Annotated in this window: 14 protein-coding genes; 6 read left to right on the top strand and 8 right to left on the bottom strand. The window is 71.1% G+C overall.

Annotated features, from left to right (window positions below; all coding sequences use genetic code 11):
- Positions 1–54: 54 nt before the first annotated feature.
- Genes I6J71_RS36255 through I6J71_RS36245 form a run of 3 tightly spaced genes read right to left on the bottom strand, consistent with a single transcriptional unit; the run spans position 55 to position 3,174 of the window.
- Entirely contained in the window at positions 55–1,089 is a 1,035-nt protein-coding gene (locus I6J71_RS36255) for an S-adenosylmethionine:tRNA ribosyltransferase-isomerase (RefSeq protein WP_204090980.1), read from the bottom strand.
- Complete coding sequence (locus tag I6J71_RS36250) at positions 1,086–1,766, bottom strand: SDR family NAD(P)-dependent oxidoreductase (protein WP_204090979.1); 681 nt, start codon at positions 1,764–1,766, stop codon at positions 1,086–1,088. Before I6J71_RS36250 ends, I6J71_RS36255 begins: the two co-directional genes overlap by 4 nt.
- A gap of 25 nt (positions 1,767–1,791) precedes the next feature.
- On the bottom strand, positions 1,792–3,174 hold the full coding sequence (locus tag I6J71_RS36245; protein ID WP_204090978.1) for a cytosine permease: 1,383 nt from the start codon (positions 3,172–3,174) through the stop codon (positions 1,792–1,794).
- 299 nt (positions 3,175–3,473) lie between these two features.
- Here I6J71_RS36245 and I6J71_RS36240 point away from each other — a divergent pair, with 299 nt between their 5' ends.
- Genes I6J71_RS36240 through I6J71_RS36225 form a run of 4 tightly spaced genes read left to right on the top strand, consistent with a single transcriptional unit; the run spans position 3,474 to position 7,257 of the window.
- A complete protein-coding gene (locus tag I6J71_RS36240) occupies positions 3,474–4,532 on the top strand; it encodes an ABC transporter substrate-binding protein (RefSeq protein WP_204090977.1) in 1,059 nt (352 codons plus the stop codon).
- A gap of 16 nt (positions 4,533–4,548) precedes the next feature.
- Positions 4,549–5,340, top strand: coding sequence for an ABC transporter ATP-binding protein (locus I6J71_RS36235; protein ID WP_204090976.1), 792 nt, complete (start codon positions 4,549–4,551; stop codon positions 5,338–5,340).
- On the top strand, positions 5,327–6,211 hold the full coding sequence (locus I6J71_RS36230) for an ABC transporter permease (RefSeq protein ID WP_204090975.1): 885 nt from the start codon (positions 5,327–5,329) through the stop codon (positions 6,209–6,211). Before I6J71_RS36235 ends, I6J71_RS36230 begins: the two co-directional genes overlap by 14 nt.
- Positions 6,212–6,261: 50 nt before the next feature.
- A complete protein-coding gene (locus tag I6J71_RS36225) occupies positions 6,262–7,257 on the top strand; it encodes a YdcF family protein (protein ID WP_204090974.1) in 996 nt (331 codons plus the stop codon).
- 188 nt (positions 7,258–7,445) lie between these two features.
- Here the strand turns inward: I6J71_RS36225 and I6J71_RS36220 are convergent, their stop codons facing one another.
- Positions 7,446–9,110: a DEAD/DEAH box helicase gene (locus tag I6J71_RS36220; RefSeq protein ID WP_204090973.1), complete on the bottom strand. Its 1,665-nt coding sequence runs from the start codon at positions 9,108–9,110 to the stop codon at positions 7,446–7,448.
- 231 nt (positions 9,111–9,341) lie between these two features.
- Between I6J71_RS36220 and I6J71_RS36215 the strand changes: the two genes are divergently transcribed.
- Complete coding sequence (locus tag I6J71_RS36215) at positions 9,342–11,051, top strand: acyl-CoA dehydrogenase (RefSeq protein WP_204090972.1); 1,710 nt, start codon at positions 9,342–9,344, stop codon at positions 11,049–11,051.
- A gap of 60 nt (positions 11,052–11,111) precedes the next feature.
- On the opposite strand, the gene I6J71_RS36210 is transcribed toward I6J71_RS36215, so the two are convergent.
- Positions 11,112–13,490 carry a Tex family protein gene (locus tag I6J71_RS36210; protein WP_204090971.1) on the bottom strand — a complete coding sequence of 793 codons (2,379 nt, stop codon included), beginning with the start codon at positions 13,488–13,490 and terminating at the stop codon, positions 11,112–11,114.
- A gap of 157 nt (positions 13,491–13,647) precedes the next feature.
- On the opposite strand from I6J71_RS36210, the gene I6J71_RS36205 reads away from it, so the two are divergent.
- Positions 13,648–15,123: a chitinase gene (locus I6J71_RS36205; protein WP_204090970.1), complete on the top strand. Its 1,476-nt coding sequence runs from the start codon at positions 13,648–13,650 to the stop codon at positions 15,121–15,123.
- Positions 15,124–15,297: 174 nt separating this feature from the next.
- Here the strand turns inward: I6J71_RS36205 and I6J71_RS36200 are convergent, their stop codons facing one another.
- The 3 genes from I6J71_RS36200 to I6J71_RS36190 form a co-directional block, all read right to left on the bottom strand.
- The gene (locus I6J71_RS36200; RefSeq protein WP_204090969.1) at positions 15,298–16,995 is read right to left on the bottom strand and encodes a GMC oxidoreductase; all 1,698 of its coding nucleotides are present in this window, start codon (positions 16,993–16,995) and stop codon (positions 15,298–15,300) included.
- On the bottom strand, positions 16,992–18,452 hold the full coding sequence (locus I6J71_RS36195) for an NAD(P)/FAD-dependent oxidoreductase (RefSeq protein WP_204090968.1): 1,461 nt from the start codon (positions 18,450–18,452) through the stop codon (positions 16,992–16,994). The genes I6J71_RS36200 and I6J71_RS36195 overlap by 4 nt, the downstream gene beginning before the upstream one ends.
- A 76-nt stretch (positions 18,453–18,528) precedes the next feature.
- Positions 18,529–19,617, bottom strand: coding sequence for a winged helix DNA-binding domain-containing protein (locus I6J71_RS36190; protein WP_204090967.1), 1,089 nt, complete (start codon positions 19,615–19,617; stop codon positions 18,529–18,531).
- Between the last annotated feature and the right edge of the window lie 24 nt (positions 19,618–19,641).

The following is a 19,641-nucleotide window of genomic DNA, read 5'->3' as shown; positions in this document are numbered from 1 at the left end:
GAACGGCAGGGAAAGTCGGTTGCGCTTGAAGGTCCACAAAGGACCGGAGAACAGTCACCGCTTCAGCAACAGCGACACGTCCCCGAACTCGTGCCACAGGTACCGCCGTTCGACGGCCGCGTCGTAGGCCTGTTGGACGAGCGAAGGGCCGACGACCGCCTCCAGGAGCAGCAGGTGCGAAGCCTCCGGGGTGTGCAGGCCCGAGATCACGCCGTCGACGACCGAGGCCGGGTGCGCAGGCCCCAGCACCAGCGAAGTCCACCCCGACGCGCTCGTCACCGCCCCGTCCACGACCGCCGATTCCAGGGCGCGCACGGCGGTGGTCCCCACGGCGATGATGCGCCCGCCCTGTGCACGCACCCAGTTGACGAGCGCCGCGGTCGTCGCGGGGACGTGGAAGCGCTCGGCGTACGGGGGTTCGCCCGCTTCCGGGGAGGAGACGCCCGTGTGCAGGAGCAGCGGCGCGAACAGGACGCCGCGGGAAACGAGGCGGGTGACCAGGGCTTCGGTGAACGGGCGGGCGGCGCTGGGCATTTCGGCCGAGCCCGGGTCGAGGGCGAACACCGTCTGGTAGTCGGTCAGGGGCCAGGTGCGCGGAACGTAGCCGTAGCGGATCGGGCGCCCGACCCGCGCCAGGTACTGGGCGACGCCGCCCTCCACGCCGACGCGAGCACGCCACAGGCGCCCGCCCGGGACGTGGGGGGCGTCCAGCGTCAGAGTCGCGCCCGCCGGCAAGCGCAGGAGCTCGCCCGGCCGGCCGTCGAGCAGCGGGCCGCCGGGGGAGCGGAGTTCGACGACCCACAGGTCGTGGTCGAGTTCGGTGGAGAAGTGGACGCCGACGACCTGGCCGGAGCGCACCGCGTCGACGGCCGCGGGCAGCGTGCCGGACGTGTTGACCACCAGCAGGTCGCCCGGGCGCAGGAAGTCGCCGAGGGAGCGGAAAACGGCGTGCCGGACGCCGGACGGACCGGCGAACAGCAGGCGGACCTCGTCGCGGGCGAGCCCGCGCGCTTCGGGCGGCGCGGCGGCGTACAGGTCCTCGGGCAGGGTGAAGCGGGTACGCGGCGCACCGCCCCGAACCGGTCTCACGGACGCACCGCCTCGAGCAGGTCGGCCGCGCGGTACCGGCCACCGGCCGGGCGATCGTCGAGCAGCCGCAGGAACGCCGGCACGGCCGTCTCCGGCAGCGGCCGGTCGGAAATGTCCTCGCCCGGGAACGCGAGCTGGTGCATGGCCGTGCGCAGATCACCCGGGTCGACCGCGTACACCGCGACCGCGGGGTTCTCCACCCCGAGGACGGCCGTGGCGTGGTCGAGCGCGGCCTTCGCCGAGCCGTACGCGCCCCAGCCCTCGTACGGTTCGACGGCCGCGTCGGAACTCACGGAAACGAGCGTGCCGTGCGCCGCCGTCAACGCCGGCAGCAGCAACCGCGCCAGGGCGAGCGGTGCGAAGACGTTGGTGCGGAACACGGCCGCCAGCTCGTCGTCGGGGTACTGCGCGAGCGGCGGCAGCGGGCTCACGCCCAGCGTGCTGGCGTTGTTCACGAGCAGGTCGAGCCTCGGCCCGGCGGCCTCGGCGAGGGCGGCGCGGTGCGCGGGGTCCGTGACGTCGCCGGGCACGGCGGTGAAGCCGAGCTCGTCGGCGGCGGCCCGCAGCGCGGCCTCGCCCCGGCCGGTGCCGAGCACCGTCCACTCACGACGGACGAGGGCCGCGGCGAGGGCCCGGCCGAGACCGGCGGACGCGCCGGTGATGACGGCGGCTGGCATGGGTACCTCCTGGAGTAGGTACCTTTCAGCCTGCGACCTCCACCTTACTGGAGGTCAACCGGCGCAGGATCGTGTACGCCACCAGCGAAACGACGAACCCGGCGTAGTACGCCAGATCCGCTCCGTGCAGCGCCGCCGCGACCGGTCCGGTGTAGACGGTGGTGTTCATGAACGGCACGGCCGCCGCGAAGCCCACCACGAACGCGATCACCGCCGGCCACCACCGGGCCGGCTTCGCCAGCTCGGTCAGCACGTCGAACCGCCGGCCGCCGCGCGTGCGGCGCAGCCAGTCGGGCACCACGACACCGAGGAACGGCGGGATCCAGTAGCTCACGAACAGCAGCACGTTCTCGAACTTCGCCGACAGGTCACCGCTGTGCATCCACAGGATGAGCGCGAACGCCAGCACCGTCACCACCACCGCCGACACCGGACGGCGCAGCCGCACGCCCACCGTCTGCAGCGCGAGCGAACCGCTGTAGTCGTTCATCGCGTTGGACGACACGGCGGCCAGCCCGATCACCAGCAACGCGAGCGCGCCGACGACCCCGCCGCCGACCAGCTGCGACACCCCGGCGGCCGTCTGGTCGCCGAGCGCCGATCCCAGCGCGAGCCCGATGCCTTCACCCAGCGCGTACGACGCGGTGAGCCCGAGCAGGGTGAACCAGAAGACCCCAGCCGGCTTGGTGTCCGCCGGCAGGTAGCGGCTGAAGTCGGCCGCGTAGGGCGCCCACGAGATGGCGAGGCTGAGCGTGATCGTCGAGAACAGCACCACGGCGCCAGCGAAGTCACCGCCCGTCGCGGAGTCGGTGAACGTGATCGGGTGGTCGAGCACGACCTTCACCGCGAGCGCCACGAACGCGACCACCAGCACCGCGCTCATCACGGCCTGCACGCGGTGGATCACGGCGTACCCGAACACCCCGAGCGCGCACTGCAGCACAAGCACGAGCAGCACGGCGGCCCAGAACGGCAGGCCCGTGAGCTCGGCCAGCGCCTCACCGCCGAACAGGCCGACCAGCGCGTCCCACGCGATCGACCCGAGCCACTGCACGAGCCCCGGCAGCACGACCCCGCGCCCGAACGGCAGGCGCGCGAGCGGCAGCTGTCCGGTGCCGGTGCGCGGGCCCCAGGTCGACAGGTACGCGGGCGGCAGTGAGCCGAGGACCGTGCCGATCAGCGCGACGATGAACCCCGTGGTGAAGCCGAGCCCCAGCGTCGAACCGAGCGTGCCGGTGAACACGGCGGTCATGGTGAGGTTCGGCGCGAACCAGACGCTCGCGAGCCGCCACGGCCGGCCGAAGCGGTTACCCTCCGGCACGGGTGTGATGCCGTGCGTCTCGATCGCGAGGTCGCCGGCCCCGGAGGGCATGCGCCCCCCGAAGACATCGGCGTCGATCCCGCTCATGCGCTCGCCTCGCCGGCGCTCGGCCCGGCATCCGCCCGCCGCGCAGTGGTGACTGGTTCGCTCACAGGCTCGTTCACGTCGTAATCGTCCCTTCTTCGTGCGGCCCGAGTCATGATTCCTCTCCGGGGTGTTCCCGGGAAGCGACCGCGACGAACGTCTCCCCGCAGCCGATAACCACGGTCACGGGCTCTGTCAAGAGGCGCCCACGAGATTTCTCGGCATGCGGATGTCGGTGCGGCCTCGTGCGCAGACATGCGAACCTCCGCCCGACACCACATCCGTGAAAGGGCGATCCCGACGTGCGCACCCACCGCAGAACCCGCTTGCTGGCCGCCGCGCTGACCGCGCTGTCCATGGCAGGCGTCCTCGCCGGGTGTTCGCGCGCGGAGCGGCCGCAGGAGCAAGCGCAGAACGAGGGCGCGGCCACCGAGGTCCGGCTCGGCTACTTCCCGAACGTCACGCACGCGCCGGCGCTGATCGGCGTCGAGAAGGGCTTCTTCACCCAGCAGCTGGGGAAGACGAAGCTCACCACCCAAACCTTCAACGCGGGACCCGACGAGGTCAACGCACTGCTCGGGAAGTCGCTCGACATGGCGTTCATCGGTTCCGGGCCGGCCATCACGGCGTTCAGCAAGTCCGCCGGCGCCATCCAGCTGGTCTCCGGCGCGGTGTCCGCCGGGGCGCAGCTCGTGGTCAAGCCCGGTATCACCAGCGTCGACCAGCTCAAGGGCAAGACGTTGACCACACCGCAGCTCGGCAACACCCAGGACGTCGCCCTCAAGAAGTTCCTCGCCGGCAAGAAGCTGACCGGCCAGGTCACCGTCACTACGATGGACAACCCGAAGACGCTCGACGCGTTCCGCAAGGGCGACGTCGACGGCGGCTGGCTGCCCGAGCCGTGGTCGTCGCGGCTCGTGCTCGACGCCGGCGCGAAGGTGCTGGTGGACGAGAAGTCGCTGTGGCCGCAGGGCCGCTTCCCGACGACCGTGGTGATCGTGCGCAGTGAGTTCCTGCAGCAGCACCCGGACACGGTTCGCGCGGTGCTCAAGGGCGAGCTCGCCGCGATCGACTGGGCAAAGGCGAACCCCGGCGAAGCGAAGACCGTCGTGAACGGCGCCCTGAAGAAGCTGGCGGGCAGCTCCCTGAGCCCGGCCGTGCTCGACCGCGCGTTCTCCGGCATCGAGCTCACCACGGACCCGATCCCGGGCCAGTTCCCGCAGCTGGCCCAGGACTCCGTCACGGCGGGGATCGCCAAGTCCGCGGTGTCGCTGAAGGGCTTCGCCGACTTCGGCCCGCTCAACGACGTGCTGAAGGACGCGAAACTCCCCGCCGTCGAATCCGGCGACCTGGCCAAGTGAGAGAGGTAGCGAGCGGATGACCGTCACCCTCCCCGATGACCGTACGGACTTCACCGGCACCGCCGCCGTGCACCTGTCCGGCGTGGGCAAGGCGTTCGGCCCCGCCGGGCGCGCGGTGGTCGCGCTCGACGGCGTCGACCTCGACGTCGCGCCGGGGGAGTTCGTGTGCCTGCTCGGCGCGTCCGGCTGCGGCAAGAGCACGCTGCTGAACCTCGTCGCGGGGCTCGACGCGCCGTCGGCGGGTGAGATCACGCTCAACACCTCGCGGCCGGCCGTGATGTTCCAGGAAGCCGCGCTGATGCCGTGGCTCACGGCGAGCCGCAACGTCGAGCTGCCGCTGCGGCTGGCCGGGTTCGGCCGTGCCGAGCGCCGCCACAAGGCCGCCGAGCTGCTGGAGCTCGTGCGGCTGAACGGCGTCGGCAAGAAGCGGCCGCACGAGCTGTCCGGCGGCATGCGACAGCGCGTCGCGCTCGCGCGGGCGCTGGCCGCGACGCAGCGGGTCGGCGGCGAGACCGAGCAGGCGCTGCTGCTGATGGACGAGCCGTTCGCCGCGCTCGACGCCATCACCCGTGACGTGCTGCAGAGCGAGCTGCTGCGCGTGTGGCGCAGCACCGGCACTTCGGTGCTGTTCGTGACCCACGACGTGCGCGAGGCCGTGCGGCTGGGGCAGCGCGTGGTGCTGCTGTCGTCGCGGCCGGGCCGGGTGGTGCGCGAGTGGACCGACGTGGCGTCGGCCGACACCGAAGAGCTGACCGACGAGATCACGGGGCACCTGCGAAAGGTCATCAGCACCCATGCCGCAGCCTGACCGTTCCGCGGTCGACGAGCTCGACGCCGTCGGCTCCGGCCTCGACGCGCTCGACGCCCCGGTGGGGGAGCGCCGTCCGTCGTTCTGGCGGCGGTTCGCGTGGGGGTTCCTGCCGCCCGTGCTCGCGCTCGTGCTGCTCGTGGTGGTGTGGCAGATCCTGTGGGCGGCGGCGTTCTGGCCGGAGGCACAGTTGCCCGCGCCGCTGGCCGTGTGGCACGAGTTCTGGAGCCGGCTCACTGACGGCGAGGTGTTCGGGTTCATCTGGACATCGGTGCACCGCGCCGCGCTCGGGTTCGCCGCGGGGGTGCTGATCGGGACTCCGCTGGGCTTGCTCGTTGCCAAGGTGCGCGTGGTGCGCGCGGCGATCGGGCCGCTGCTGACGGGCCTGCAGAGCCTGCCGTCGGTGGCGTGGGTGCCGGCCGCGATCCTGTGGTTCGGCATCAACGACGCGGCGATCTACTTCGTCGTGCTGCTGGGTTCGGTGCCGTCGATCGCCAACGGGCTCGTGTCGGGCATCGACCAGATCCCGCCGATCCTGCCGCGCGTCGGCCAGGTGATGGGGGCGCGCCGGCTGTCGGCGGCCCGGCACATCCTGCTGCCCGCCGCGTTGCCCGGGTTCCTGGCCGGGTTGAAGCAGGGGTGGGCGTTCTCGTGGCGTTCGCTGATGGCGGCGGAGCTGATCGCGCTGTCGCCGCAGCTGGGCGTGGGACTCGGCGCGTACCTGAACCAGGGCTCGTCGCTCAACGCGATCGAGACGGTGATCGCGGCGATCTTCCTGATCCTGCTCGTCGGGATCGGCATCGAACTGCTGGTGTTCCGGCCGCTGGAGCGGATGGTGCTGCGGGCGCGGGGCCTCACGTCGTCGCTGTAGTGAGGGGCTCGTCCGAACGGGGCAACGGGCGTCCAGCACAATGTCCGATCGTGGCCCCCGGGATCCTGGCGTTGATCGCCGATCTGATCTTCGTCGTGCGCTTCCTGCGCGAGCCCCGCCGGTTCGGCAACGCCGTGTGGTTCGCGATCGCGCTCCTGTTCACCGCGCTGTGGTTGTTCAGCCTCACTGCCGGGCTCGTGTGGGTGCAGGTGGTGGTGCTGATCGTCGTCGGCGTGGTGGCGGCGATGTCCGCGCTCGTACTGCCGTGGGCGCTGATCGCCAACGGCGTCGTGATGTGGCGCCGCGAGGGGCACCGGCCGGCGAACATGCTGTCGCTGCTGGCCGGCCTCGCGATGCTGGGGATCTTCGTGGTGACACTCGCGGCGCTCGTGTTCCTGCGCGAATCGTGGCTGCTCGTGCTGGCGGCCTCGGCGCTGCTGGTGTCGGCGTACCTGGCGTTCGTGTTCACCGCGCTGCTGCTGTACTCCGTGCTCTACAGCCGCGTGAACCGCCGCGCCCGCGCCGACGCGGTGATCGTCCTGGGCTCCGGCCTCCTCGGCGACCGCGTCCCGCCCCTGCTCGCCAGCCGCCTCGACCGCGGCGCCCAGGTCCTCCGACGGTCCCCCGACGCGGTCGTCGTCGTGTCCGGCGGCCGGGGCAGCGACGAACTCACGTCGGAAGCCGCCGCCATGGCGTCGTACCTGGAGAACTCCGGCGTCCCGCGTTCGGCCGTGCTGCTGGAAGACCGCGCCACGACGACCGACGAGAACCTCCGCTTCAGCGTCGACGTCCTGCACCACCACGGCATCTCCGGCCGCTTCCTGGCCGTGACGAACAACTACCACGTCTTCCGCACCGCCGTCCTCGCCCGGCGGCTCGGGTTGAAGCTCGACGTCATCGGCGCGAAGACCGCGTCGTACTTCGTGCCGAGCGCCTTCTTGCGCGAGTTCGTGGCCCTGCTGGTGCAGTACAAGAAGACGAACATCGCGGTGCTCGTGGTGCTGGGCGGGTTCCCGCCGGCGCTCGCCCTCGCCACCGTCCTCTGACGGCTCGGTCGAAGGCGTGGTCGCGCAAACGCTTGCGGTCCAGGCGACCTACGTCGGGATCGGGCTGCGATTTCCGGGAATCCGAACCAGCTGGACCGGTACCGCCGAGGCCGGCGGCCACCGCACTGCGTGGTGTGCCGAAGGCCGGACCGGCCCGCTGGGGTGAACCAGCGGGCCGCGGACTTGGCTCAGCGGCCGCCGCGGCGGGAGCCGGCGCGGGTGCCCGCGGAGAAAGCCGCGGCGCCGCGATTCGGCTTCTGGGTGCGGTTGCCCTGGGGCTGGCCGGAGCCGTTGCGGTTCTGGCGCGGCTCGCCCTGTTGGCGGGCGGATGTGCCGCGGCCGTTGCTCGTGCGAGCGGAACGGCCGGCGGTGCCGGAAGCGCCGGTGCGGGCGGCGCGACCGTTGCCGGAAGTGCCGGCGCGGGTCGAACGGCCTGCGCCGCCGTCGCCGGGGGTGGCGGTGCGGCTGCGGCCCGAAGGAGCGCCATCGCGAGCGGTGCCGCCGCGGGTGGGGCGGGTGCGGCTCGGCGAGTCGTCCTGGCGGCGGGCGGCGGCGCGGGCGCCCCGGCCGCCGCGGTTGTCCGCGGAGGGGCCGCCGCGGCGACCCGAGCTGCCGGAGCGCGGGGCGGTGGGGTCGGCGCCGGACGCCGTGACCTTCTTCGGCCGGTTGTCCACGGCCGGGCGGCGGCTGAAGGTGCGTTCGCCGGGGGCGAGCTCCGTCAGCAGCGGGTGGCCGGGGCCGATCTGGGTGGTCGTGGGTTTGATGCCGGCCTTGCGGGTGAGGTCGCGGACGTCGGCGACCTGGTCGTCGGTCATCAGCGTGATCACGGTGCCCGACGCGCCCGCCCGCGCGGTGCGGCCGGAGCGGTGCAGGTAGGCCTTGTGCTCGACCGGCGGGTCGGCGTGGATGACGAGCGTGACGTCGTCCACGTGGATGCCGCGGGCGGCGATGTCGGTGGCGACGAGCGTGCGCGCGGTGCCCGAGGAGAACGCCTCGAGGTTGCGCGTGCGCGCGTTCTGCCCGAGGTTGCCGTGCAGTTCGACGGCCGGCACCCCGTTGGCGACGAGCTTGCGCGTCAGCGCCTTCGCGCGGTGCTTTGTGCGCGTGAACACCAGCGTGCGCCCGGGCGCGGCCGTCAGGTCGACGAGCACCGGCAGCCGGTGCGTCTCATCGAGGTGCAGCACGTGGTGCGTCATCGTCGTGACCGGCGACTGGGCCGAGTCGACGCTGTGGGTCACCGGGTCGTGCAGGAACTGCTTGACCAGCACGTCGACGCCGCGGTCGAGCGTCGCGGAGAACAGCAGCCGCTGGCCGTGCTCGGGGGTCGCGGCCATGATGCGGCGGACCTCGGGCAGGAAGCCGAGGTCGGCCATGTGGTCGGCTTCGTCGAGTACGGTGATCTCGATCCGGTCGAGCTTCACCTCACCCGAGCGCATGTGGTCGGCCAGTCGGCCGGGGCACGCGACGACGATGTCCACGCCGTCGCGCAGCTTCGTGACCTGCGGGACGGCGCTCACGCCGCCGAAGATCGTGGTGGTCTTCAGGCCCAGCACCTTCGCGAGCGGCTGGAGCGTGGCGTCGATCTGCGTGGCGAGTTCGCGCGTCGGCGCCAGGATCAGCGCGCGCGGCCGGCCGGGGCGCCGCCGCGTCGGGCCGCCGGACAGGCGCGCCAGCACGGGCAGCGCGAAGCCGTACGTCTTGCCCGAGCCGGTGCGGCCGCGGCCGAGCACGTCGCGCCCGGCGAGCGTGTGCGGCAGTGTCGCTTCCTGGATCGGGAACGGTGCGGTGACTCCCTGCGCGGCCAGCGCGTCGACGAGGGGCAGGGACAGGCCGAGTTCGGTGAAAGTGGTCATAGGTGCGTGCGGGCGCGGGGCGCCCCGGTTCTCCATACGTGAGAAGGGTTGTCCTGCCCGGCGCAGACCTCGGGGGGCCGCGGCGCGTGGTACTGACAACGAGGGCGGTCCGAGGCAGAACTGTGCGGACCGCAAGATCAGTATAACTGCCCGTGCCCGAACCGCCGAGTGAGTTTGCCCGCACTCCCGCCACCTTGCTAAGTTACCCGTCGGTAATCACGGAGGAGTGCCATGCTGCTGAACCCGCGGGCGTACGACCCGAAGTCCTTCGACCCGGAGACCCGGCGCCTGCTGCTCGCCACGATCGGGTGGTTCGAGACCCGCGGCAAGCGCAAGCTGACCGAGGACTACCACAACCGCACCTTCTACGCGGACTTCCTCGAATTCGCCGGGCGGGAAGGCCTGTTCTCGACTTTCCTGACCCCGGCGGCCGAAGCCGACGGCAATCCCGACAAGCGCTGGGACACCAGCCGCGTCGCCGCCGTGTCGGAGCTCCTCGGCTTCTACGGCCTCAACTACTGGTACCCCTGGCAGGTCACCATCCTCGGCCTCGGGCCGGTGTGGCAGAGCGCCAACGAACACGCCCGAAAGCGTGCCGCCGCCGCGCTTTCCGCGGGCGGCGCCGCCGCGTTCGGACTGTCCGAAAAGGACCACGGCGCCGACATCTACTCGTCGGACCTCGTGCTCACGCCCGACGGCGAGGGCGGCTACCGCGCGAACGGCTCGAAGTACTACATCGGCAACGGCAACATCGCCCGCACCGTGTCGGTGTTCGGCCGCATCGACGGCGTCGAAGGTCCCGACCAGTACGTGTTCTTCTACGCCGACTCCGAGCACCCGGCCTACCGCCTGGTGAAGAACATCGTGCCCTCGCAGATGTTCGTCGCCGAGTTCCGGCTCGAGGACTACCCGGTGCACGCCGAGGACCTCCTGCACGTCGGCGCGGAGGCGTTCAGCGCCGCGCTCAACACCGTGAACATCGGCAAGTTCAACCTGTGCTTCGGCGGCATCGGCATGGCCACGCACTCGCTGTACGAGGCGATCACCCACGCCCACAACCGGATCCTGTACGGCAAGCCGGTCACCGACTTCCCGCACGTGCGCCGCGAGTTCGTGGAGGCCTACGCGCGGCTGATCGGCATGAAGCTCTTCTCCGACCGTGCCGTGGACTACTTCCGCTCGGCTGGTCCGGACGACCGCCGCTACCTGCTCTACAACCCGATCACCAAGATGAAGGTGACCACGCAGGCGCAGAAGGTGATCGGCTTGGTCGCCGACGTCGTCGCCGCGAAGGGCTTCGAGGCCGACACCTACCTCGCGATGGCCAAGAACGACATCGACGGCCTGCCCAAGCTCGAGGGCACGGTGGCGGTGAACCTCGCCCTCATCGCGAAGTTCATGCCGAACTACCTCTTCGCGCCCCAGGACCACGCCCCGGTGCCGACCCGCACCGACGCCGCGGACGACGAATTCCTCTTCCGCCAGGGCCCGGCTCGCGGCCTGTCCAAGGTGCGCTTCCACGACTGGAAAACGGCCTACGCCCGCGCCGCTCGCATCCCGAACGTCGCCCTGTTCGGCGAGCAGGCCGAGCACCTCGTGCGCCTGCTCGCCGAAGCCTCGCCCGACGAGGCACAGCAAGCCGACCTCGACTTCGGGCTCGCGCTGACGGAATTGTTCACCCTCGTCGTCTACGGCCAGCTGATCCTCGAGCAGGCCGAGCTGATGGCGGCTTCCGACGACGTGCTCGACCAGCTCTTCGCCGTGCTGGTGCAGGACTTCAGCGCGGCCGCGGTCGACCTCATCGGCAAGGCGAGTTCGACCGCGAAGCAGCAGGAGATCGCGCTGGCGGCGCTGCGCAAGCCCCTCGTGGACGCCGACCGGTTCGCTCGCGTGTGGACGATGGTACGTGAGCTGTCGGGTGCTTACGAGATGAACCCGTAAGCAGCACAACGAAAAGCCGCCTCCCCCGAGCACCCCGGGGGAGGCGGCTTTCGCTGAGACCTACTTGCCGAACCCGGCCCGGCGCAGCGCGTCGGCCATGGCGCCGCCGCCGGTCTGCGGCTGGCCGCCGCGGCGCTGGCCGCCGCCGCGGTTCTGCTGCTGGCCGCCGCCACGGCGCTGGCCGCCGCCCTGGCCGCGGTCCCGGCCGCCACCGCCGCCGCCGCGGCGGTCCTGCGACGAGGCGCCCGGCTCGTCGTCCAGGCGCAGCGTCAGCGAGATCCGCTTGCGCGGCACGTCGACGTCGAGCACCTTCACCTTCACGATGTCACCCGGCTTCACGACGTCGCGCGGGTCCTTCACGAAGTTCTTCGACAGGGCCGACACGTGCGCGAGGCCGTCCTGGTGCACCCCGACGTCGATGAACGCGCCGAAGGCCGCCACGTTCGTGACCACGCCCTCCAGGCGCATGCCCGGCTTGAGGTCGGAGATCTTGTCGACGCCCTCGGCGAACGTGGCCGTCTTGAAGGCCGGGCGCGGGTCGCGGCCGGGCTTTTCGAGCTCGCTCAGGATGTCCGTGACGGTCGGGAGCCCGAAGGTCTCGTCCACGAAGTCGGCGGGCTTGAGCGCCTGCAGCGTGCGCGCGTTGCCGATCAGCTCGCGGATGCCCGAGCCGGTGCTGTCGAGGATCCGCCGGACCACGGGGTAGGCCTCGGGGTGCACCGCGGACGAGTCGAGGGGGTCGTCGCCGTCCGGGATGCGCAGGAAGCCCGCGCACTGCTCGAACGCCTTCGGCCCGAGCCGCGCGACCTCCTTGAGCGCCGTGCGCGTGGTGAACGGACCGTTTGTGTCGCGGTGAGCGACGATGTTCTCCGCCAGCGACGTCGTGATGCCCGAAACGCGCGTGAGCAGGGGAGCGGATGCGGTGTTCACGTCGACGCCCACGGCGTTCACGCAGTCCTCCACCACCGCGTCGAGCGAGCGCGACAGCGACACCTCGGACAGGTCGTGCTGGTACTGCCCGACGCCGATCGACTTCGGGTCGATCTTCACGAGCTCGGCCAGCGGGTCCTGCAGCCGGCGCGCGATCGAGACGGCGCCGCGCAGCGACACGTCCATGCCCGGCAGCTCCTGCGACGCGAACGCCGACGCCGAGTACACCGACGCGCCCGCCTCGCTGACCACGGCCTTGGTGAGCTTCAGGTCCGGGTGCTTCTTGATCAGCTCGACCGCCAGCTTGTCGGTCTCGCGCGAGGCCGTGCCGTTGCCGATCGAGATGAGTTCCACGTTGTGCTTGGCGGCGAGCGCGGCCAGCTCGGCGATCGACTGGTCCCACTTGTTCGCCGGCTGGTGCGGGTAGATCACGTGCGTGTCGACGACCTTGCCGGTCGCGTCCACCACGGCCACCTTCACGCCGGTGCGGAAGCCCGGGTCGAGGCCCATCGTCGTGCGCGTGCCGGCCGGAGCGGCCAGCAGCAGGTCGCGCAGGTTGGCCGCGAACACGCGCACGGCGTCGTCCTCCGCCGACTGGCGCAGCCGCATCCGCAGGTCGATGCCCAGGTGCAGCAGGATCTTCGTGCGCCAGGCCCAGCGTACGGTGTCGCCGAGCCACTTGTCGGCCGGACGGCCGTCCTGCTTGATGCCGAACTTCTGTGCGATCCGCTGCTCGTACTCCGTGGGCCCGACCCGCGGCTCCGCGTCCTCGGCCTTCGGCTCTTCCGGCTCCATCGACAGGTCGAGGATCTCCTCCTTCTCGCCGCGCAGCATCGCGAGGATGCGGTGCGAGGGGAGCTTCGTGTACGGCTCGGAGAAGTCGAAGTAGTCGGCGAACTTGGCGCCGTCGGTCTCCTTGCCCGCGCGGACCTTCGACGCGAGGTGGCCCTCCGCCCACATCTTCTCGCGCAGCTCGCCGATCAGGTCGGCGTCCTCGGCGAAGCGCTCCACGAGAATGGCGCGTGCGCCGTCGAGCGCGGCTTGCGCGTCGGCCACGCCCTTGTCCGCGTCGACGAAGACCGCGGCGGCCGCCTGCGGGTCGGTCGACGGGTCGCTCAAGAGGCCGTCGGCCAGCGGCTCCAGGCCCGCCTCGCGGGCGATCTGCGCCTTCGTCCGCCGCTTCGGCTTGTAGGGCAGGTAGATGTCCTCGAGCCGCGACTTGGTGTCCGCGGCCATGATCTGGGCTTCGAGGGCTTCGTCGAGCTTGCCCTGGCTCCGGATCGACTCCAGCACCGCCACGCGGCGCTCGTCGAGCTCGCGCAGGTAGCGCAGGCGCTCTTCGAGCGTGCGCAGCTGCGCGTCGTCGAGCATTCCCGTGACCTCTTTGCGGTACCGGGCGATGAACGGCACGGTCGACCCCCCGTCGAGGAGGTCGACGGCCGCCTTGACCTGCCCTTCGCGCACCCCCAGCTCTCCGGCGATGCGCTCCTCGACCGACTGCACGCTCACAACAGGCTCCTGATCCTTCTCGGTGTCCCGTGGCGAGCATTCTGCCGCCCGGCGCACCGCGACTTTCGTATGGGCCTGTCGAACCGTTCCTTGACACCGAGATTGGTCTAGTCCACTTTGTGGTGACGTACTTCACTCTTGCGTGGAGGTCCCCACCGTGTCCCCTCGGAAATCCAGACTGGCGCTCGGTTCGCTGGTCGCCACCGTGGCCGCGTGCCTCGGTGTCACCCTGGCCGTCGGCGGCAGCGCCTCGGCGGCCAACATCCTGGCCAACCCCGGCTTCGAGAGCGGCAGCCTCTCGGGCTGGACCTGCAGCGGCTCCGCGTCCGTCGTGTCGAGCGGCGCCCACAGCGGGAGCAAAGCGCTGAGCGCCGCGCCCTCGTCGTCCGACACCGCGCAATGCGCCCAGCAGGTGACGGTCAAGCCCAACACCGCGTACCGGCTCTCGGCGTGGGTGCAGGGCAGCTACGTGTACCTCGGCGTGTCCGGCACCGGCGGCGCCGACAGCAGCACGTGGACGCCCGGCACCAGCGGGTGGAACCAGCTGTCGCTCGGCTTCACCACGGGTGCGTCGTCCAGCGTCACGGTCTACCTGCACGGCTGGTACGGGCAGCCGGCCTACCTGGCCGACGACGTGAACCTCGACGGCCCGGGCACCCCGCCACCGACGACCCCGACCACCCCGACCACCCCGACGACCGTGCCCACGATGCCGACCACCTCGCAGCCGCCGGTCGTCGGTGACCTCGCGAAGCACGTGCTCACGGGCTACTGGCAGAACTTCTTCAACGGAGCGAAGGCCCTGCGGTTGGCCGACGTGCCGAGGAGCTACAACATCGTCGCCGTGGCCTTCGCCGACGCCACCGGCACGCCCGGCGCCGTGAACTTCACACTCGACTCCGGCCTGTCCGCCCAGCTCGGCGGCTACACCGACGCGCAGTTCCGTGCCGACGTGAAGACGCTGCAGTCACGCGGCCAGAAGGTGATCATCTCCGTCGGTGGCCAGAACGGCACGATCAGCGTGAACGATTCGACGTCGGCGAACAACTTCGCCAACTCGGTGAAGCAGCTGATCTCGTCCTACGGCTTCGACGGCGTGGACATCGACCTCGAGAACGGCGTCAATGCCACCTATCTGGCGCAGGCGCTGCGCAGCATCCACTCGGGCGGCGGCTCGATCATCACCCTGGCCCCGCAGACGATCGACATGCAGTCCACGCAGGGCGGCTACTTCCAGCTCGCACTGAACATCAAGGACATCCTGACGGTCGTCAACATGCAGTACTACAACTCGGGCACCATGCTCGGCTGCAACGGCCAGGTCTACGCCCAGGGCACCGTCGACTTCCTCACGGCGCTCGCGTGCATCCAGCTCCAGGGCGGCCTGCGCGCGGACCAGGTGGCTCTCGGCCTGCCCGCCGCGGGCTCCGCGGCGGGCGGCGGTTACCAGTCGCCGGCCAACGTCGTGTCGGCGCTGAACTGCCTGGCTCGTGGCACCAGCTGTGCGGGCTTCAAGACTTCGGCGACGTACCCGTCGATCCGCGGGGCCATGACCTGGTCGATCAACTGGGACGCGTCCGCCGGGTACGCGTTTGCGAACACCGTCGGAGGCGGGCTCGCGAACCTGCCTTAGGAGGTTTCCGGACAGACCTTGGAAGGACTCCCGCGACGGCAGGGAGGGCGTCGTCGCGGGAGCTCCTTTCAAGACACCCCCAGTGCACGTGCTCAGAGGGGGGTGACCACGTGCGGGGGTAAGAGTGCCGTGCGCCGGTAGGTGAAACTGTTGAGCAAATGTTGAATCCGCTGTTCAGACCGTCTTTGGTGCTTCGACGACCGGCAGCCGCAGCGCACCGGGGGCGGTGGGCGGCACCGCGGGGTGGCGCGGGGCGACCGGGGAGATCCGCCGGTACGGTTCGCCCGGCGCCGGGCGGGGGTCTGCGTCGCCGTTGTTCGGCCAGAGGGCCAGGGCGCGCTCGGCCTGGGCGGTGATGGTGAGCGACGGGTTGACGCCCAGGTTCGCGGAGATCGTGGAGCCGTCGACGATGTGGAGGCCCGGGTAGCCGTACACACGGTGGTACGGGTCGACGACGCCGGTGTCGGGGGAGTCGCCGATGGTGCAGCCGCCGATGAAGTGGCCGGTGATCGGCGTGTTGGCCAGGTCCGTCCAGGCGCCCTGGGGCAGGCCGCCGATCTTGGCGGCGACGCGGCGGGTGACCTCGTGGCCCGCGGGGATCCAGTCGGGGCTCGGTTCGCCGGTGCCCTGCCGGGTCGTCATGCGCCGGCTGAAGAGGCCGCGTTTCGTGTACGTGGTCACGGAGTTGTCGAGTGTCTGCATGACCAGCAAGCCGATCATCCGCTCCGACCAGTGCCGCGGGTTGTGCAGGCGCGGCAGGTCGCGCCAGCGGCGCGCCAGTTCCCGCAGTCCGAGCGCCCAGCGGCGTTTGCCGGGAACCGCGTCCACGAGGACCGTGGCCATCAGGCCCATCACGTTGCTGCCCTTGCCGTAGCGCACCGGCTCGACGTGCGTGACCGCATCCGGGTGGATCGACGACGTGATCGCGACCCCGCGCGTGTAATCGGTGTCCTTGCGCAGCGACCGCGCGGCGAGCACGGCCTCGGAATTCGTGCGCGCCAGCACACCCAGCCGCGGCGACAAGTCCGGCAACGTGCCGTCATCACGCAACTTGTGCAACAGCCGCTGCGTCCCCAGCGCCGCAGCGGAAAACACCACTTCCCGCGCCGTGAACGTCCGGCGGCCCCTGCGCACCCACCGGCCCGTGCGTTCCGTGTCGACCGCGTAGCCGCCGGACACCGGCCGCACCGAGACGGCCGTGGTCAGCGGGTGCACGACGGCACCCGCCCGTTCGGCGAGGTGGAGGTAGTTCTTCACGGTCGTGTTCTTCGCCCCGACGCGGCACCCGGTCATGCACTCGCCGCAGTGCGTGCAGCCGCGACGGGCGGGACCGGCACCGCCGAAGAACGGGTCGGGCGCCTCCTCGCCGGGGCGCGAACCGAAGTACACCCCGACGGGCGTGCGGCGGTAGGTGTGCCCGATGCCCATGTCGTCCGCGACCTCGCGCAGCACCTCGTCGGCCGGCGTGGTGAGCGGGTTCTCGACCACACCCAGCATCCGCTTGGCCTGGTCGTAGTAGGGCGCGAGCTCGTCCTTCCAGTCCGTGATGTGCGCCCATTGGCGGTCGCGGTAGAACGTGTCCGGCGGCTCGTACAGCGTGTTCGCGTATACCAGGGAACCGCCGCCGACGCCGGTGCCGCTCATCACGAACGTGTTCTTGAGCAACGTCAGCCGCTGGATGCCGTACAAACCGAGCTTCGGCGCCCACAGGTACTTCCGCAGCCGCCACGAGGTTGTGGCGAACTCGTCGTCGGCGAAGCGCCGGCCGCTCTCCAGCACGCCGACGCGGTAGCCCTTTTCCTGCAGCCGCAACGCCGTGACGCTGCCGCCGAAGCCGGAACCGATCACCAGCACGTCGTAGTCGGTGTTCACGAACCCACCACCCGGAAGTCGGCCGGGTCGAGGACCCGGGTCCTGCGGTCGTACTCCGTCACCAGGCCGGGCCAGTTGGTGCTCACGCGCCCGTCGGCCTGCCGGTACCAGCTCGTGCACGCGCTCCACACGCTGTGTCCCAGCCGCTTCTGCACCTCACGGTCGTAGCGTTCCTCGACCTCCGGGCGAACGTCCAGGTAGGACACTCCGGGCCGCGCGAGCTGCTCCACGGCCTGACGGATGTAGCGCGCCTGCCGTTCGATCATGTAGATGATCGACCCGGCGCCGAGGTTGGTGTTGGGGCCGTAGACGCAGAACAGGTTCGGGAACCCGGGCACCGTCATCCCCAGGTACGCCCGTGCGCCGCCGCGCCACGCGTCGTCGAGGTTCCGCCCGTCGAGGCCCAGCACCTTCATCGAGCCGAGGAAGTCGGTGGCGTTGAAGCCCGTGCCGTAGACGAGCACGTCGGCTTCGTGCTCCACGCCGTCTTCGGTGCGCACGCCGCGCGGGGTGATCTCGCGGATCCGGCCGGTCTCGACCTCGACGTTCGGCTGCGCCAGTGCGGGCAGGTAGTCGTTGGTGAACAGGATCCGCTTGCAGCCCAACGGGTAGCCGGGCTTGAGCTTGCGCCGCAGTTGCGGGTCCTTGATGTGCTTGTGCCGCAGCTGGGCCGTGCGCAGCTCGAAGAGCCTGGCCAGCACGGGGTGCCGCGTCATCGCGTACGTCGCGTACTCGGCCAGCAGGAAGATCCGCAGCCGGCCGAGCAGTTGCGTCGCCGGGAGGGTTTCGAAGAGCCGCTTCTGCCAGCGGGCGTAGCGCGTGTCCTTCTTCGCCATGACGTAGGGCGCGGTGCGCTGGAAGATCGTGAGCTTCGCGGCTTGCTTCTGCAGCGGTGGCACGAACTGGATCGCGCTCGCGCCCGTGCCGATCACGGCGACGCGCTTGCCGGCCAGCTCCACTTCGTGGTTCCACTTCGCGGAGTGGAAGCTGATGCCCTCGAAGCTGTCGCGCCCCGGGATGTCCGGCAGCACCGGCCGCGACAGCTGCCCGACGGCCGGCACGAACACGTCGGCCTCGTACGTCTCGCCACCCGCGGTCTCGACGCGCCAGCGGCCCTGGTCGAACGTCGCCGCCGTGACTTCGCGCCCGTAGCGGATGTGGGGCCCGAGGTCGTGGTCGGCGATCACGCGCTTGAGGTACGCGTGGATGTCCGGCTGCATCGAGAACCGCTTCGGCCACCAGGGATTGGGCGCGTAGGAGAACGAGTACAGCGGCGACGGGATGTCGCACGCCGCGCCGGGGTAGGTGTTCTCGCGCCACACCCCGCCGGGCTCGTCCGCGCGCTCGAGGATCGTGAAGTCGTGGAAGCCGGCCCGTTTCAGCTCGATGGCCGTGCCGACCCCGCCGAAGCCGGTGCCGACGATCAGCACCGACGGCGTCCTTGGCGTGTCACCCATCTGCAGGAAGTTACCGATCGGTTCGCCGCGGCGGAAGGACACGAACGGTCAGACAATCGAGAATTCCGGCCAGTGGTTATGCGGGCTTCAGCCGCACGTCGTGCTCAGCTGCGGGCTCGGCCCACTTGAGCAGCCGGCGGCCGGCGCTCTCCAGCGCGGCCGCGTCGCGTTTCGGCAGCCGTTCGAACGGCGTGAGCACGAACGTCGCCCGCTCGCGCGCGGTCTCGACCTCCCAGTAGCCCTGCACGTACCCGCCGGCCAGCACCGTGCCCTTCACGATGCCGTTCTGCGAGATCACGCGTTTGCGGTGCTCGTCGGAGATCACGCGCGTGCGGTCGGCGTAGGACAGGATCGGCTGCTCGAACGGCGCCAGCAGCCGCGGCGGGGCCGGCACGTCCTCGCCGGGCAGCGTGGACTCGGGCAGGTCGTAGAGCGTCCGGCCCGCCTCGTCGAGGTACGTGCGCAGATCCATGCGTTCGATGACCTCGTCGAGCTTCGTGAGCCCGGACCACGCCTGCGCGTCGGCGATCGTCGCCGGGCCGAACGCCTTGAGGTAGCGCCGTACGAGCTGATCCAGCGACGACACCGCCGAAGTGCCGGCGAGCCAGCTTTCGGCGACCTGGTACGTCGGCTGCCCGGCCCGGCCCCACACCCCGCGCGGCGGGATCTGCACGAGCGGCAGGAGGCACCGCACGAGGTGCGTCAGCGCGCGGCCGGACCGGTCGGGCCAACGCTGCGCGAGCGCGGCGGCGAGCTGGCCGCTCGTGTGCGGGCGCTGGGCGAGCAGAGCGCGGGCCTCGACGGCCACGGCGCCGTGGTCGAGGCCGGCCACGAGCGCGGCGTGCCGGGCGTTCGTCTTGAGGCCGCGGTCCAGCACCGGCTGCACGAGCGGGCGCCAGGCCAGCGCGTCGGCCGACGTCACGAGGTGCACGGTGCCGCGCATCAGCACGAGCCGCGCCACCTCGCGGTCGAGCAGGAGCTTCGCCAGGTTCTCGGGCCGGAAGCCGTGCAAGCGCGTCCACAGCGCGTAGTACGGCGGGACCGGCGCCTGCGCCTGCAGTCCGGCGAGGTGCTCGACGGCTTCGAGCACCGACAGGTTCACCCGGCGCAGGAGCAGCTGTCGGTCGAGCGTGGCGCGGTTGAGGGCCCGCTGGCTGAGCTTCATGGGGGCGAGGGTATCCGGCGTCGC

Source organism: Amycolatopsis sp. FDAARGOS 1241 (genome assembly GCF_016889705.1).
Lineage (GTDB): Bacteria > Actinomycetota > Actinomycetes > Mycobacteriales > Pseudonocardiaceae > Amycolatopsis.
This window is presented reverse-complemented; position numbering and strand designations above follow the sequence as displayed.